Origin of the sequence: Ekhidna sp., from assembly GCF_039960695.1 — a bacterium.
Classification (GTDB): Bacteria; Bacteroidota; Bacteroidia; order Cytophagales; family Cyclobacteriaceae; genus Ekhidna.
Genome location: NZ_JBDVKP010000018.1, coordinates 779,177 through 795,116 on the forward strand (window position 1 = coordinate 779,177; position 15,940 = coordinate 795,116).

The 15,940-nt window shown below is 40.2% G+C and carries 20 protein-coding genes and 1 tRNA gene; 12 read left to right on the forward strand and 9 right to left on the reverse strand.

From position 1 onward, the window contains the following. The first annotated feature begins 68 nt into the window (after positions 1-68). From ABJG98_RS13585 to ABJG98_RS13605, 5 genes are all read left to right on the forward strand, one after another. On the forward strand, positions 69-647 hold the full coding sequence (locus ABJG98_RS13585; protein WP_348280069.1) for an adenylate kinase: 579 nt from the start codon (positions 69-71) through the stop codon (positions 645-647). Positions 648-653: 6 nt separating this feature from the next. Continuing rightward, positions 654-1,637 (forward strand): GTPase ObgE, encoded by a 984-nt coding sequence (gene obgE, locus ABJG98_RS13590; protein WP_348280070.1) that lies wholly within the window; start codon positions 654-656, stop codon positions 1,635-1,637. A 76-nt stretch (positions 1,638-1,713) separates the two neighbouring features. Beyond that, complete coding sequence (locus tag ABJG98_RS13595; protein ID WP_348280071.1) at positions 1,714-2,286, forward strand: nucleotide exchange factor GrpE; 573 nt, start codon at positions 1,714-1,716, stop codon at positions 2,284-2,286. Between the two features lies 1 nt (position 2,287). Then, positions 2,288-3,409 (forward strand): molecular chaperone DnaJ, encoded by a 1,122-nt coding sequence (dnaJ, locus tag ABJG98_RS13600; protein ID WP_348280072.1) that lies wholly within the window; start codon positions 2,288-2,290, stop codon positions 3,407-3,409. A 92-nt stretch (positions 3,410-3,501) separates the two neighbouring features. Beyond that, positions 3,502-4,416: a hypothetical protein gene (locus ABJG98_RS13605; RefSeq protein WP_348280073.1), complete on the forward strand. Its 915-nt coding sequence runs from the start codon at positions 3,502-3,504 to the stop codon at positions 4,414-4,416. Positions 4,417-4,456: 40 nt separating this feature from the next. Here the strand turns inward: ABJG98_RS13605 and ABJG98_RS13610 are convergent, their stop codons facing one another. The 6 genes from ABJG98_RS13610 to ABJG98_RS13635 all read right to left on the reverse strand — a co-directional run bounded on the left by ABJG98_RS13610 (position 4,457) and on the right by ABJG98_RS13635 (position 9,825). After that, positions 4,457-5,110 (reverse strand): lysoplasmalogenase, encoded by a 654-nt coding sequence (locus ABJG98_RS13610; protein WP_348280074.1) that lies wholly within the window; start codon positions 5,108-5,110, stop codon positions 4,457-4,459. A 1-nt stretch (position 5,111) separates the two neighbouring features. Beyond that, on the reverse strand, positions 5,112-6,254 hold the full coding sequence (locus ABJG98_RS13615) for an MFS transporter (protein WP_348280075.1): 1,143 nt from the start codon (positions 6,252-6,254) through the stop codon (positions 5,112-5,114). A 15-nt stretch (positions 6,255-6,269) separates the two neighbouring features. Then, positions 6,270-7,350 (reverse strand): peptide chain release factor 2 gene (prfB, locus tag ABJG98_RS13620; protein WP_348280076.1). Its coding sequence is split into 2 segments (ribosomal slippage): positions 6,270-7,289 and positions 7,291-7,350, totalling 1,080 coding nucleotides; the frame shifts between segments, so codons are not numbered across the junction. 102 nt (positions 7,351-7,452) lie between these two features. After that, the gene (locus ABJG98_RS13625) at positions 7,453-8,520 is read right to left on the reverse strand and encodes a branched-chain amino acid aminotransferase (protein WP_348280077.1); all 1,068 of its coding nucleotides are present in this window, start codon (positions 8,518-8,520) and stop codon (positions 7,453-7,455) included. 34 nt (positions 8,521-8,554) lie between these two features. Continuing rightward, positions 8,555-9,115: a cob(I)yrinic acid a,c-diamide adenosyltransferase gene (locus tag ABJG98_RS13630; protein WP_348280078.1), complete on the reverse strand. Its 561-nt coding sequence runs from the start codon at positions 9,113-9,115 to the stop codon at positions 8,555-8,557. Beyond that, the gene (locus tag ABJG98_RS13635) at positions 9,112-9,825 is read right to left on the reverse strand and encodes an ABC transporter ATP-binding protein (protein ID WP_348280079.1); all 714 of its coding nucleotides are present in this window, start codon (positions 9,823-9,825) and stop codon (positions 9,112-9,114) included. Before ABJG98_RS13635 ends, ABJG98_RS13630 begins: the two co-directional genes overlap by 4 nt. Positions 9,826-9,927: 102 nt before the next feature. On the opposite strand from ABJG98_RS13635, the gene ABJG98_RS13640 reads away from it, so the two are divergent. After that, on the forward strand, positions 9,928-10,344 hold the full coding sequence (locus tag ABJG98_RS13640) for a hypothetical protein (protein ID WP_348280080.1): 417 nt from the start codon (positions 9,928-9,930) through the stop codon (positions 10,342-10,344). Continuing rightward, positions 10,345-10,677, forward strand: a complete 333-nt coding sequence (locus ABJG98_RS13645) for an MGMT family protein (protein ID WP_348280081.1) — start codon at positions 10,345-10,347, stop codon at positions 10,675-10,677. Positions 10,678-10,679: 2 nt separating this feature from the next. On the opposite strand, the gene ABJG98_RS13650 is transcribed toward ABJG98_RS13645, so the two are convergent. Together ABJG98_RS13650 and ABJG98_RS13655 are read right to left on the reverse strand one after the other, a co-directional pair. Then, positions 10,680-11,063, reverse strand: a complete 384-nt coding sequence (locus ABJG98_RS13650; protein ID WP_348280082.1) for a group III truncated hemoglobin — start codon at positions 11,061-11,063, stop codon at positions 10,680-10,682. A 10-nt stretch (positions 11,064-11,073) separates the two neighbouring features. After that, positions 11,074-12,510 (reverse strand): sodium:solute symporter, encoded by a 1,437-nt coding sequence (locus ABJG98_RS13655; RefSeq protein WP_348280083.1) that lies wholly within the window; start codon positions 12,508-12,510, stop codon positions 11,074-11,076. An 84-nt stretch (positions 12,511-12,594) separates the two neighbouring features. Here ABJG98_RS13655 and ABJG98_RS13660 point away from each other — a divergent pair, with 84 nt between their 5' ends. Next, positions 12,595-12,876, forward strand: a complete 282-nt coding sequence (locus ABJG98_RS13660) for an ATP-dependent Clp protease adaptor ClpS (RefSeq protein ID WP_348280084.1) — start codon at positions 12,595-12,597, stop codon at positions 12,874-12,876. A gap of 1 nt (position 12,877) precedes the next feature. Continuing rightward, positions 12,878-13,486 (forward strand): recombination mediator RecR, encoded by a 609-nt coding sequence (gene recR / locus ABJG98_RS13665; protein ID WP_348280085.1) that lies wholly within the window; start codon positions 12,878-12,880, stop codon positions 13,484-13,486. Here the strand turns inward: recR and ABJG98_RS13670 are convergent. Beyond that, positions 13,483-13,689, reverse strand: a complete 207-nt coding sequence (locus tag ABJG98_RS13670; RefSeq protein WP_348280086.1) for a hypothetical protein — start codon at positions 13,687-13,689, stop codon at positions 13,483-13,485. The genes recR and ABJG98_RS13670 overlap by 4 nt on opposite strands. Before the next feature lie 30 nt (positions 13,690-13,719). Between ABJG98_RS13670 and murF the strand changes: the two genes are divergently transcribed. The 3 genes from murF to ABJG98_RS13685 all read left to right on the forward strand — a co-directional run bounded on the left by murF (position 13,720) and on the right by ABJG98_RS13685 (position 15,815). Then, on the forward strand, positions 13,720-14,982 hold the full coding sequence (gene murF / locus ABJG98_RS13675) for a UDP-N-acetylmuramoyl-tripeptide--D-alanyl-D-alanine ligase (RefSeq protein ID WP_348280087.1): 1,263 nt from the start codon (positions 13,720-13,722) through the stop codon (positions 14,980-14,982). Then, a complete protein-coding gene (locus ABJG98_RS13680) occupies positions 14,982-15,641 on the forward strand; it encodes a DUF2461 domain-containing protein (RefSeq protein WP_348280088.1) in 660 nt (219 codons plus the stop codon). The genes murF and ABJG98_RS13680 overlap by 1 nt, the downstream gene beginning before the upstream one ends. 99 nt (positions 15,642-15,740) lie before the next feature. Then, positions 15,741-15,815 (forward strand) — tRNA-Val (locus tag ABJG98_RS13685). Positions 15,816-15,940: the final 125 nt, after the last annotated feature.

Sequence of the window (15,940 nt, forward strand, 5' to 3'; positions counted from 1 at the left end):
TAGTTTAAAAACAGACTGCTAGATATATTTTTAGCCCTTATCTTTGTCGCTTTTTACAAATTGAAGCTATGCTGAATATTGTTTTGTTTGGTCCTCCGGGAGCGGGGAAAGGAACGCAGAGTGCGAAAATTATTGAATCACATTCACTTATTCATATTGCTACAGGTGATCTGTTTCGCAAGCATATGGGGGAGAATACTGAGCTTGGCCAGCTAGCCAAAAGCTACATTGATGCAGGCAATCTAGTGCCCGACCAAGTGGTGATAGGTATGGTGGAAGATAAAATTCAGGAGAACCTGGATGCAAGCGGATTCATTTTCGATGGATTTCCTAGAACTGTAAATCAAGCAGATGCATTAGATGAAATGCTCGAAAAGCATGGGCTTTCCATTTCAGGCATGGTAGCGCTAGTGGTTCCTGAAGACGAACTGAAAGTTCGGATTAAGGAACGCGCCAAGACGTCCGGTCGGGTTGACGATCAGGACGATGATAAAATCAATAATCGGATACAGGTGTATAATCGTGAGACATCCCCTGTGGCAGATTACTATAGAGGTCAAGGAAAATTCACAGCCATCAATGGAGTAGGTAGTATTGATGATATTTTTCATGAAATCAATTCTGCGATTACCTCTTTAGAGGTCTAAAGACCAATGGAATCTAACTTTATAGATTACGTCAAGTTCTACGCTCGCTCGGGCGATGGAGGAGCTGGTTCTGTCCATTTCCGCAGGGAAAAGCATGTCCCAAAAGGGGGACCTGATGGTGGAGATGGAGGCGAAGGGGGAAGTATTGTTCTTCGTGGCAATAGTCAGTTGTGGACGCTTCTTCACCTCAAGTACAAGAAACATATCATGGCTGAAAATGGAGGCAATGGTGAAGGAAACAGACGCTTCGGTAAAGACGGTGAAAATATAGTTCTTGAAGTCCCAATAGGAACGATTGCGCGTAATTCTGAGACCAATGAAAAAATAGTAGAGATCCTTGAAGATGGCGAAGAAAAGATACTCCTTACAGGCGGAATGGGAGGAAGAGGAAATGTTCATTACAAGACCTCAACCAATCAAACACCAAGATATGCTCAACCAGGTATAGATGGAATAGAAAAATGGGTCATCCTTGAGTTAAAAATTTTGGCAGATGTAGGACTTGTTGGATTCCCAAATGCGGGCAAGTCAACTTTGTTATCAGTCGTTTCGGAAGCCAAGCCCGAGATCGCCGATTATCCATTCACTACGCTTGTTCCAAACCTAGGCGTAGTTCCCTATAGAGACTACAAATCTTTTGTGATGGCAGATATACCCGGAATAATTGAAGGAGCCGCAGAAGGGAAAGGATTGGGTAATCGATTCCTGCGCCACATAGAAAGAAATTCCATTCTGCTATTTATGATACCTGCAGATGCAGATGACATCAGGAAAGAATTTCAAATACTCATGGGTGAACTTGAAAAGCATAATCCGGAGCTAATGGATAAGGATAGATTGTTGGCAATATCTAAATCAGATCTTTTGGACGAGGAACTGATGACGGAAATGAGGGATGAACTCCCTGAAGTGGAAACACTATTTATTTCCAGCGTAACTGGCTATGGAATTCAAGAGCTGAAAGATAAGATCTGGCAGCGGTTAAACTAAACTGACATATTGGCACATCAAATGTCATTGGCAAAGAAATTGTCAAACACAAACCATCTTTAAGCATAATTGAAGAATGAAGGAAACGAAAGAAAAAGTGAACAAAGACCAAGAAATCGTTGAAGAAAAAGAGATAAAGGTGGAAAACGAGGAATTGAAAGAAACTGAAGAACAAGAAGAAACCTCAGAAGAATCTTCAGAACCAACTTTGGAAGAACAATTGGGTGAAGCTAAAGACAAGTACCTGCGTTTGTATTCTGAATTTGAAAATTTCAGGCGTAGGACTTCTAAAGAGAAATTGGATTTGATAAGCACCGCCAACAAGGATTTAATGGCAGATTTGATTCCAGTGCTAGACGATTTTGAGCGAGCAATGACAGCTTCTGAGGCAAGTGAAGATATCAAAGCACTGAGAGAAGGAATGGTGCTCATTCAAAACAAGCTGAACAAATCCCTTGAAAGCAGAGGCCTAAATAAGATAGAGGTAAAAAAGGGAGATTCTTTTGATGATGAAAAACACGAAGCAATTACTCAGATACCTGCTGAAAAGAAATTAGAAGGAAAGATTGTGGATGTAGTTGAGCCAGGATACACTCTTGGAGAATCCGTGGTAAGATTTGCGAAAGTAGTAGTAGGAGCGAAGCAATAACATGGCAAAAAGAGACTATTACGAGATATTAGGGGTCGATCGTTCGGCGAGTAAGGATGAAATGAAAAAGGCCTATCGAAAGATTGCCATTAAGTATCATCCAGACAAAAATCCAGACGATAATGAAGCTGAAGAAAAGTTTAAAGAGGCAGCGGAGGCTTATGAGGTCCTGAGCAACGATGAGAAACGTCAACGCTATGATCGCTTTGGTCATCAGGGTGTAGGTGGTGCTGGCGGTGGATTCGGTGGCGGCAATATGAATATGGAGGATATATTCTCCCAATTCGGAGACATCTTCGGAGGTGGCGGAAGTCCTTTTGATAGTTTTTTCGGAGGAGGTGGAGGTAGAGGTGGACGAAGAACCAGAAAAGGTACCAATCTTCGAATTAAACTGAAATTGACATTGGAAGAAGTTGCCAATGGCGTTGAGAAAAAAATTAAGGTAAATCGACTCGTAGTTGATCCGGATACCAAATTCCAAACTTGCTCCAGCTGTAATGGTTCAGGTCAGGTTCGAAAAGTCATGAATACCATGCTTGGACAAATGATGAGTACATCTACTTGTCCAACCTGTGGTGGAAGTGGTCAAACAGTAGAAAGCCGAGCGACAGGTGTAGATAGTTCTGGTTTAAAAAGACAAGAGGAAATTATTCCAATAAAGATACCCGCAGGGGTAACAGATGGGATGCAACTATCTATGTCAGGCAAAGGAAACGAAGTAGCCGGAGGAATCCCTGGAGATCTACTAATTCTTGTAGAAGAGGTGGAAGATGAAACACTGAAGCGAGATGGGAATAATGTTATCTATGATCTTTATATCAATTTCATTGACGCAGCACTAGGCACTTCTATTGAAGTTCCAACCATAGGTGGAAAGGCGAAAATTAAGATTGATCCAGGCACACAAAGTGGTAAAATTCTGCGTCTTAGAGGTAAAGGAATCAAGTCCATAGAAGGATATGGCCAGGGAGATCAATTAGTACATGTCAATGTCTGGACACCCAAAAAACTCAGCACCGAGGAAAAAGAAACCTTGGAAGCGCTAAGAGAATCTCCTAACTTTCAACCTGATCCAGGTAAGTCAGATAAGAGCTTTTTTGAGCGAATGAAAGAATTTTTCTAGCGTATCAAAAGAGCCTGATTTCTAGGTTTGAGAGCTTTAAATAAAATAAACCCAGAATTTGATCTAATTCGTTTGATTAAACGTAACATCCCTTGATCCAATTCGTAATACACTCCATGTTGCGGTTGGTATTGATAGCAGGGATGTCCCTGCTAATAGGCATAAGTGCGATTGCACAACTTTCAAAATTCTATACAGTAAAGGATTCTCCGGATTTCGATACCGTTGACTTCTATCTTAAAGCAACAGCTACGAATTGCTTACTGAAGCAATCAAAAATCGACAACAATCCTCTTACTATTTATGGGAATCCAGATCTTGAAAAGATCAATCCTTCTTTTGCCAGCAAGGTGAAAAACAATACCTGTTATTCGAAACTGGTGTTGGATGAATACAACTCATCGGGCTTCGGAGATAGCTTCACAATGGCAGTTTCCCGAAGTGACAAAGACAATGACTTTTGGAAAGTTAATCTCAATAAAAACAAGATTTACAAACTGAACCTTATCTATGGATTGGGAAATGCAGATGTTAATCTGACTGGCTCTTCTGTCCAACGCCTAAAAATCAAATCTGGTAGTGCTGATATAGTTGTTGGTTATGATGATGGAAATATGAATCCAATTAAGATGGATACATTTTTTGTTAAGGCAGATTTTGGATCGATTGTAGCTAAGCGAATGGATCTTGCCAGAGCAAAAAATGTCATTACAAAGATTGGTTTCGGAAACGTGCTATTAGATTTTGATCGCGAAATGTCTGAAAAGTGTAATGTAAATGCATCTGTTGGAGCCGGAAACCTAGAGATTTTACTTCCAAGAGAAGGAACGCCCGTAATGATTAAAATCAGAGATTCTCCACTTTGTGCAGTTAAGATTGCTAAGGGCTTTGAAGAAGTAGAAAAGAATGTTTTTGTAAACATGAGCTACACTGCAGAGGCAGAAAACCTACTCACCTTCGATGTAGATGTTGCCCTCGGAATGGTGCGTTTCAAGTACACAGACTAATCCTTACTTGTCTTCTGATTTTGTGAACTCTCTTCGAAATTTATTCCGCATGTTTCAAAATACCCAGTACAAGCAGTAACTGAGCCGCACAATAGGTAGACATAATCAAGACACCTGCATAGGGTATTGCTGTATGGAATGAGTTGAAGGCGAGAATGGAATCTGAAGCAAGAAAAAAGATGCTCCCTATCAGAGCGAGTCGATAGCTCTCATGTGAAGTATTACCATCTCTCAACCTAGACGTAGCAGCCATTACCATAATTACTGAACCATATATAACAATTGGAATTGTAAAATCGCCAGCTGGTAGCAAAATGTAAAAAAGAACTCCTGCAAAGATTAAAAAAGGTAAAACTTTTACCAGATCAAATGCGGGGTTTTGATACATCGATTTCTTGAGCACAATAACATAGGTCACCTGAGCGATGAGAAAAAGCCCGATCCCAGCCATGAAATAAATTTCGTTAGACTGATACATCAGCACTACATCACCCAACCATGAGAATAACAATGCAATACATAGCAGGAGGATTCGGGCAGTGGTTTTTCCAAGACTTGATTTATAGACATAAATCATAAGTAATGGCATCAAAAGAGGCTTTGTATACAGATTAAGCTCCTCAGAAGGAATCACTTTCGCAATCAGGTTGGCGATGGATATAGCTATATATATCCACAAAATATATTTGGTCATTTTACTTTCCTTTAAACAAAAGGTAAATAAAAGCTAAAAATGCGAGGCTTCCACATCCAGTAAAAACCATCGGAAAATTATCAGGATTACCATTATAGATCTGTCCTGCGAGCATAGCTCCCATTCCAATTCCAATTTCAAGTGCCATAAAGAGCGTAGAAAATCCACGACCTCTGAATTGATCAGGAGCTAAATCGGCAGCCCAGGCAAACAATGCTGGAGAAGAGAGACCATAACCCGCACCAAAAATTAATGCGCCAATAAAAAGATGAAAAGCAGACTGTGAAAATCCAATATAGACAGAACCCGTAGATACTATGAGCATAGCCGCAATGAGTACTTTACGCCTTCCAAATTCATCAGATAGTCTGCCACCAACTACTCTGGAAACAAGGGATGTTATTGTGAAATATGAAAAGAACAACCCTTTATTGGCAATGCCCAAGGAAACACTTAAGTCAGGAGCTAGTGTCAAAGCAGCACCAAACGAGAAAGTGACCAGCATCATCACCACTGATGGAACAAGCACAGTAGGTTCGTAGATGTCGACAGCTTTTATCTTTAGAAGATTACCAGAAAACTTCTGTTTGTTTTCTACGGTTTCTTTCATTCCGGCTATGACAATGACGGAAAGCAAAGCAACAGCTGCACTGCTATAAAAGAGGACATCAATATCGTAGTAAATTGCAATCTCTCCACCGATAAAATTCCCTATCCCCATTCCTGTCATGCCGAAGAAACTGAGTATCCCCATACCTTCTCCACGTCTGTTTGCAGGAACAATATCCGCAACATAGGCAGCCGTGCCAGTGGGTTTGAATCCGGTTGAAAATCCATGTAGAAAGCGGATAAATAGAAAGGCATAGATGTTTAAGAAGAAAGGATAGAATAATGACACTACGGCAGTTACAGCGGCACCAAATACCATTACAGGAATTCTACCCCAAGTGTCTGTTAACTTTCCACTAAAAGGACGCGAGATAAGGGCCGTCAATGTAAAGAAGGTGATGTGAAGACCAATGTAGTTTTCTCCACCAAACGTACGCATGAAATCAGGGAGCTCTGGCAACACCATATTGAAAGAGCCAAAAAAGAGGAAAGAACTTAAGGAGAGCAACCAAAAGTTCAGTGAGTATTTTTTCATGTAAGAAGTGTTTGGCTATTCCTCATGAAGGAGATAGGCTTTGATATAATCGTTCAAATCCCCATCAAGCACGTTCTGCACATCCGTACGTTCAAAACCTGTTCGAGCGTCTTTTATGAGTTTGTATGGATGTAACACATAATTCCTGATTTGTGATCCAAAATCAATCGCTTTTTTTCCAGCTTCAATATTAGCTCGCTCTTTATTCCTCTTTTCAATCTCCATCTGGTAAAGCTGAGACTTCAGCATCTGCATGGCTCGTTCACGGTTTGCGAGCTGTGAGCGCTCCACCTGACAGACTACTACAATACCCGTTGGTTTGTGAGTTAGTTGTACTTTAGTTTCAACTTTGTTTACATTCTGGCCACCCGCACCTCCGGATCTGGACGTGTGTAATTCTATGTCACTCGGATTAATATCAATCTCAATTGAATCGTCAGCTACTGGATAAACATATACTGATGCAAAGGAAGTATGTCTTCTTCCGCCGCTATCGAATGGTGAAATCCGAACCAAACGATGCACACCATTTTCTGACTTTAGATATCCATAGCCTAATGGACCGTCAAACTCCAAAGTCACCGATTTTACTCCAGCAACATCTCCTGCCTGATAGTCTACCTCCCGAACTTTATATCCATTGGTTTCTCCCCACATGATGTACATCCGCATAAGAATACCCGCCCAGTCATTACTTTCAGTCCCACCAGCACCTGGTGTGATCTGCAACATTGCAGAGAGTTGATCTTCCTCTTCTCCCAACATTTTTTTCAATTCCAGCTCTTCAAGTTGCTGTAATGCGCTGGAATAGGCTTCATGTACTTCTTCATCTGAAGCTTCTCCCTCCTGATTAAATTCATAGAGAGTTTCTACATCACCAAGGGAGGTTTCCACCTCCTCGAAACTATCCGTCCACCCTTTTAGGCCACGGATTTTTTTCATGGTTTTTTCAGCCTCCTCAGGGTTGTTCCAGAAGTCTGGTTGGGCGGTAACTAGTTCTAATTCTCCGAGATTTTTCTTACGACCATCATAGTCAAAGGTACCCCCTCAAGGCATTAACACGAGCCTTTAAATCTTTCAATTCTTCGTTTGTCATAGAATGTTAAAATTGAAGTGGCGAAGATAGTAATACATTAATCTCTTTCAAGATTTCTCTGAAATCAAATACGTTAAATTAATGTTGCCAGTAGGAGTTGGTTTATCCTACTTTATGCATCCAGCCGAATCTATCATCTTCCCGACCCAATTTGATCTTTGTCAAAGAGTCAAGAATTCTATTCGAGATGGTTCTGGATTCAATTGCTGGAAGTTCATAATCAGTTCCTTCATATCCAATAACTGCAATATGTGAAACTGTGGCAGCCGTACCAATTCCGAATGCTTCAGTTAATGTGCCAGTTTCTATAGCCTCAATGACTTCATCCACTTTGATTGGTCGTTCATCTACTTTGATGCCCCAGTCTTTTGCAAGAATCAATGCACTTTCTCTTGTAATGCCCGGTAAGATTGAATCACTGGTGGGTGGAGTAATTAATGTATCGTCTATGACGAACATAATATTCATTGTTCCGGATTCTTCAATGAATTCATGAGTTTGACCGTCGGTCCAAACTAACTGATGATATCCTTGAGCTTGAGCTTGCTTTGCAGGATAAAGAGAAGCTGCATAGTTGCCTGCAGTTTTGGCGGCACCAACCCCTCCTCTTACAGCTCTAGTAAAATGTTTTTCAATTTTCACTCTTACTGGCTCAGAGTAGTATCCTCCAACAGGTCCGGTAATTAACATGAACTTGTAAGTCTCTGATGGACGAACCCCAATAAAAGGATCGTCGGCGAACTGAAATGGTCTGATATATAATGAAGTACCAGGATTATTTGGAACCCAGTTTTTATCAATCGAGATAAGCGTTTCAATTGCCTCCATGAATAGTTCCTGTGGGACTGGTGGCATGCACATACGTTCCGCACTTTTGATCAATCTTTTGGCGTTAGCTTCAGGGCGAAAAATTAAAATATCACCATTATCTGCCTTGTGGGCCTTCAGCCCTTCGAAAATACTTTGAGCGTAGTGGAGTGTAGCGTTGGCCGGGCTCACCGATAAATTCTGATAAGGCGTAATCCTTAAATCTGTCCATTCGCCGTTTTTGTAATCGGCGATAAACATATGGTCTGAAAAAGTTTTTCCGAATGCTAGGTTATCGAAATCGATTCCGGGCAGTTTGGAAGTCTGAGTTTCGGTGATTTGAATATCCAACGTCTCTGTCATTTTCTACAATCTTTGGGTTGAAATGGGATTTATTTCAATCTGACCCTGGTGACCAAGGAATCTCCTTCACACCTAAAATGTGGCCGATTGCGCGCGCAAAGATGAACAAATAATCAGACAATCTATTCATGAACTGTAATATTGACTCATCTACTGGCTCATGCGTACTTAACGAAATGATGCTTCTTTCGGTTCTCCGGCATACTGTTCGACATATATGAGCCAATGAAACTGCAGGATGACCACCCGGTAAAATGAAAGTCTTAAGAGGAGGAACCTCCCCATCAAATTTATCAATCCAAACTTCTAGTTGTTGAACTTCCGTTTGAGTAATTTTTGGAAGTTCAAATCCTTTGAAATCTGCTTCCGTAGCTAGAATACTACCCATTGAGAATAAGTGTTCTTGAATCCAATAAAGTTGCTGTTTTAGACGGTTTTCGACACTCTCATGATCTTTTAAATGCCCAATAAAGGAATTGAGTTCATCAACATTACCATAGGCCTCTATGCGTAGATCAGCCTTGGAAACTTTCTTTCCTCCTAAGAGTGAAGTTTTTCCCTTGTCGCCTGTTTTGGTATAGAGCTTTGCACTCATGCCAGTGTCCGTGCAGACCGAATGTTTTTGTTTACTTCATCAGTTTCTATCAGTCCATCTCTCAATCTTACTATTCTGTGCGAATACTCAGCTATATCTTCCTCGTGTGTTACCATGATAATGGTGTTGCCCTTATCGTGAAGCTCTTGAAAAAGATCCATGATATCATATGATGTCTTGGAATCAAGGTTACCAGTTGGCTCATCCGCCAGGATAATACTTGGATCGTTAACAAGCGCTCTAGCAATTGCTACTCGTTGACGTTGACCTCCGGAAAGCTCATTTGGTTTATGGTAAGCTCTATCATGCAATCCCACACCGGCTAGTGCTGCAAGCGCTTTTTCTTCTCGATCTGAGGAGTTATACCCTGCGTATACCAAAGGGAGAGCTACATTTTCCAATGCTGATGCTCTGGGTAAAAGGTTGAATGTCTGAAAAACAAACCCTATTTCTTTATTTCTGATCTCAGCTAGTTCATTTTCGGTAAGATCACTTACATCATGGTTGTTTAGCACGTAAGTGCCATCTGTTGGTGTATCCAGACATCCTATGATATTCATAAGCGTCGACTTGCCTGAACCTGACGGCCCCATGAATGACACATATTCTCCCCTATCAATGTTGATAGTGATGGATTTTAGGGCCATGATGATTTCACTACCCATTATATATTTTCTGGAAATTTCGGTGGTCGAGATTATACTGCTCATTTGCTTTTTTTATGTTCGGCTAAAGTAAAAAATAATGGTAAGGCCTTCGCAAGACTCTAACACGTTTTTTAGATAGTTTTGGTTCTCATAATGTTACACACCATGTTGACAATTTTCATAAGCCTTTTGTTTGGTCCCCAACTTTCCGGCTGGGAATTATTATCCTCAGTAGAGATAGTTGTGGGTTACGATGACTTTATGGGTGCCGAAGTTGAACAACCTAAATTTTCTGAGCAACTAAAATTACGGGAAGGGAAAGAGCTGACCCTCGAAGGGTTTATAATCCCACTCCAGCAGGAGAGTGATCAAGACTATTTTGTACTTTCTCGCTTCCCCTATCAAGCATGTTTTTTCTGTGGTGCGGCTGGCCCAGAGACTGTGGTTGAGGTTTATTCTGATCGTGAATTTAAATTCACTGATGAACGTGTAAGAGTGAAGGGAACCTTACGATTAAACGATGATAATCCGTTGCATTTATTTTTCATTCTAGATAAGTGTGAAGTTGAAAAGCTAGACTAAATGGATAAGGACAGTTTTTTTAAAGATGTCTATGAAGTTGCTAAACTGATACCGGAAGGAAGAGTGACAAGCTACGGTGCAATCGCTGCATACTTAGGTGTTAAACGCTCCGCAAGAGTGGTTGGCTGGGCAATGAATGGGGCGGTGGCTCAGCATGATGTACCGGCTCATAGGGTTGTCAATCGCATAGGAGTACTTACTGGGAAAAACCATTTTCAATCTCCAAAAAGAATGCAAGAACTCTTAGAAGCCGAGGGTATCAAAGTCAAAAATGATCAAATAGTGAATTTTGATAACCATTTTTGGGATCCAATGATCGAATTGGGATTGTAGATTTACTTAGTTCTTGCCTGATAAATCTTTATAAACATAATATTAGCAATATTACTCGCCCGTTGCTTGATCATATCGGCTTTAGTGCCAGCAAACATCGAATCCGTTATTTCATTCCATATTTTTACCCATTTGTTAAAGTGACTTTGCTCAAGCGAATGACTTAAGGTTTCATCTACTTTTTGATGAAGAGCCATCGGGTTTCCTCGGTAAGAGCCAGTTGAAAATAAAGTAGCCTCCCAAAAACTAGCGACCTTTCGGATATGCGGTTCCCAGTCATCAACAAACCGGTGAAATATAGGACCGAGCATTTTGTCGTTTTTCGCTTTACTGTAAAAAGCGTCCACTAATCGATGCAGATCTTCTGGCGATTCAATGTCTCGCATATAAAATTTTTTACTTCCGTCTGATTAATAATAAACCGATAAACATAATCAATCCATTAAGGATCAAGATTTCAAAGCCAAACTTATAACCTCTCAAAAGAGCTTCAGAATTTATATTAATAATGTAGCTAAGGAGTGGTGAGAGAACAGATATCAATGGGACTAGATTGTCTTTAACATTCCATTTAGTTACAATCCCAAAAGTGAAAAGCCCAAGCAACGGACCGTAAGTATAGCCAGCCGCTATAAAAATAGAGTTGATCACACTTTGATCATTGATCGCTTGGAAAATGAGAATAACAAAGAAAAGAATAATTGAAAATCCGAAATGAACACCTATTCTCAACTTCTTTTTCTCTTCATAATTCTCTTTTTTAAATCCCAAGAAATCAACACAAAAGGAAGTAGTAAGCGCAGTAAGCGCAGAATCTGCACTTGAGTAAGCTGCAGCAGTGATCCCAAGCAAAAAGGTAATGGTACCTATGGATGAAAAGTTATTCACGGCTAGCATTGGAAATAAGTTGTCTGAGCGTTCAGGAATCGCAATACCTCCAATTTCTGCATATTGATAAAGCAAAACCCCGAGGCTGAGAAACATGAAATTGACAATGACGAGAATGATACAAAACCAGAAAACATTCTTTTGGGCCTCACCAATATTTTTGCAAGTCAAATTCTTCTGCATCATATCCTGATCAAGCCCGGTCATCACTATGGCGATGAAAGCACCACTAAAAAATTGTTTAAAGAAATTATGTCCGCTCTGCCATTCCCAGTTGAAAATTGTGGATCGTTCATCTTGAAAAAGGTTGGCAGTGAGCTCTGTCCAGGTCCAGGAAAGTTCGTTTTTGATGAATATGATACTTACACCAACTGCGATTAACATGAAAGTGGTTTGCAGTGTGTCTGTCCATACAATAGTTTTTATTCCTCCTCTAAATGTATACAACCAAATCAGAACAATGGTGGTAAGCACAGAAATCCAGAATGGCAGGTTAAATGCATCAAAAAAAGCGATTTGAAGCACCCCGGCAACTAAAAAGAGGCGAAAACTTGCACCAACGATTCTGCTTAGAAGAAAAAAGAATGCACCAGACTTATACGACCAAAACCCAAAACGCTGTTCTAAATAAGTATAGATAGAAACAAGGTTTAATCGATAATACAGTGGAAGCAGAACTTTGGCTATTACAAAATAACCCACCAAATAACCAAGCACTACCTGGAAGTAGTTGAAGTTGGAATTTGCCACTTCTCCGGGTACAGAAATAAATGTTACACCCGAGAGCGAGGCACCAATCATTCCAAAAGCCACCAGATACCACTTAGACTCCCGGCTGGCTGTGTAAAAGTCTGTTGATTTGGCATTTTTGGAAGTCATCCAGGAGATCCCAATTAGTAAAATGAAATATCCAAGAACGATGGTGCCAACGAAAAATGGATTCATGGTGTTTATTAAATGTTGAGCCTGCAAATTACAAATCAAGTAGGGTTCTGATGCAATTGTTAATTTTGTAGTAAATCAAGAGGGATGAGTACTGAATTTGATATAGAGGAAGAAATACAAACCGATAAGGACATTGGTAGTGAGAGTGTTCGTGATCTAATGGTATACAATGACGAATTTAATACGTTTGATCATGTGATTAACACTCTTGTTAAGGTTTGTAAGCATGATATACATCAAGCCGAACAATGTACTTTTTTGATCCATTATAAAGGCAAGTGTTCTGTGAAAAAGGGTGCTTATGAGGAATTGAAGCCAATGAGGGAAGAAATTACTTCAGCAGGAATAAAGGCTTCTATCGTCTGATATGGAATATCCATCGCAGTTAGTAGAACGTGCTGTTGAAGAGATTTCTAAATTGCCGGGAATAGGTAAGAAAACCGCACTTCGACTGGCATTGTATCTTTTGAAGCAGCCGCAAAATTCTACGTTTGATTTGTCTTCTGCGCTGAAGGAGTTGCGAGAAAATATCAAATATTGTGAGACTTGCCACATTATAGCTGATACCGAAGAGTGCACCTGCCAAAATGCCTATAGAGATACTTCCGTAATTTGTGTGGTAGAAGATACCCCTGATGTTTTGGCAATAAGAAATACCGGACAATACAATGGCCTGTTTCATGTGCTGGGAGGGCGCATATCGCCTATGGATGGAATTGGACCTGAGAATGTGAAAATTGATTCACTTATCAATAGAATTAAGAAAGACCATCAGGTAGAAGAAGTGATTCTAGCACTTAGTGCCACAATGGAAGGAGACACCACTTCCTTTTATATCACCAAATTGTTAAAGGAATTTGGAATAAAGGTTACGACAATTGCACGTGGTATTCCAGTGGGTAGTGAATTGGAGTTTGCAGATGAAGTGACATTAGGCAGAAGTATTGCCACTCGGACGCTTTTCAATCAGGACTAATCCTTTCTTCGACCTCCTGGTCTAAGATTTTGTGAAAGCAACACAGCAATTCCCAGAGCCATAATCAAAAAAATCCATCGGGGATTTCCCTCCTCATAAGTTTTAAGTAAGTACCATACACTTAGAACCATTGCGAGGACAACTCCTGCAAAAGCAAGCGGTCTAATGAGTCTAGGATCCATGATGTAAATATATGTGGTCATTATTGGCTGGTAAAAGATATTTTTGTTGCAATGGGGGATTTCATTGAATTTCTTTACTCACGGTTTCTCTTAAGTGATGGTGTATCTATAGATACAAGAACAATAGAGCCAAATAACTTATTCTTCGCTATAAGTGGGCCAAACTTTAATGCGAATGTATTTGCTGAAGAAGCATTGAATAAAGGTGCGGCGTATGCAGTGGTGGATGATGAGGAATATGTCACAAATGAACGGATCATCTTCGCACAAGATGCCTTGAAAGCTTTACAGGAGCTAGCAACGTTTCATAGAAATAGGTTTAAACGTCCTGTTCTTGCCATCACTGGCTCTAATGGTAAAACAACTACAAAAGAATTGATCAACCGAGTACTTTCTGAAAAGTACATTGTTTATTCCACCAAGGGGAATTACAATAATCACATTGGGGTTCCGCTTACATTGCTTCACATCCATCCTCAGGTAGAGATTGCAATCATTGAGATGGGAGCCAATCACGTGGGCGAAATTGAGAATTATTGCGAGATGGCAAGGCCATCACACGGATTGATTACTAATATAGGGAGAGCTCACACACAAACTTTTGGAGGTATTGAAGGAGTGATCAGAGGGAAGAGTGAATTATTTGATTTCATTAGAAGGACAAGAGGAATAGCTTTCATAAACAAGGATGATTCCGTTCTTTTAAATATGTCCAAGCGATTTGAATCTCCAGTCCTATTTCCACCCAAGGATTTAAGATTGACATCAGCTCAACCATATGTAACTATATCATTGAACGGTAGTGATCAGGAAACCCGAATCGTTGGTCGATATAATTATAATAACATAGCTGCAGCTGTGTCTGTTGGAAAGTATTTTGAAGTGCCAGATGAAAACATTTTAAGCGCGATAGCATCGTATGAATCTGACAATTCAAGATCGCAAATTATTAAAAAGGGAACCGTCACAGTTATTTTAGATGCGTATAATGCAAATCCAGATTCAATGAAAGTTGCCCTGGAAAACCTTGCGGAGCAGAGGGGCCCTAAACTAGCAATACTTGGAGATATGAATGAAGTTGAAAATTCAGATGATCAACATGCAGAATTATTGGAATATGCTAGAAAGCTAGGATTAACAAATGTGCTAACAGTAGGTGAAAAGATTGGAAAAGTAGCAAATCCAAATCATCATTTTAAATCTAAAGAGGCATTAGAAGAAAGAATAAAGAAAATGGATTTAACCAGCTCAACTGTCCTTTTGAAAGCTTCTCGATCGATCAAATTAGAAAGTATATTAAAAAGCATAGCATAATGGATTTACAGTTTACCCTTGATTTCCTGTCCGATCTGGCAAAGCACAACAAAAAAGAATGGATGGACGACAACAAAAAGCGATACCAACAAGCAAAACTACAAGTGATAGAGTTGGTTGCCGAAGTAATCAAAAAGTCCCTGGTATTTGATCCATCACTTGCAGGGATCGATCCAAAAAAAACTTTATTTCGAATCAATCGAGACATTAGATTCAGCAAAAACAAAGACCCGTACAAGACCAATTTCGGAGCAGCAATAGTGGAAGGAGGAAGAAAATCAGGTAATCCAGGTTACTACCTTCATATTATGCCCGATAACAACTTTGCTGGAGGCGGTGTTTATCAGCCATCAGCGGAAATGTTGCAAAAAGTAAGACAAGAAATTGATTACAACGGCCAAGAGGTAAGATCTATCATTGATAGTGGAACTTTTAAGAAAACCTTTGAAGAGCCGTATAGTGATGACAAGCTAAAAACAGCACCTAAAGGATATCCGAAGGACCATGAAAATATTGAGCTCCTTCAACTAAAGCACTACGTCTATATGACCAAAATGACGGACAAGCAGGTAACATCCAAAAACTTTTCTGATCAAGTGGTTGAAACTTACAAAACCTTACATCCCTTCAATATATTTCTAGCGAAAGCGCTGGATTGAAAATTAATTTGGATAGAGACTTGCACGGAAAGCAAAGCGTACTAAATTTGCACTCCTTTTGATCACCAAAGCATTTGTAACGGTGATTTTTTATTGAAAGGGCGCTTAGCTCAGTTGGTTCAGAGCATCTGGTTTACACCCAGAGGGTCGGGGGTTCGAATCCCTCAGCGCCCACACTTCAAAACCCTGATTCATTTCTGAGTCAGGGTTTTGTTTTTAGTACCACAGAAATTTTTGAGGGATGAGAACCCAGGTTCGAAACCGAAGTGCAACGTAGGTTCACGAGGGGTTTAGGGCAT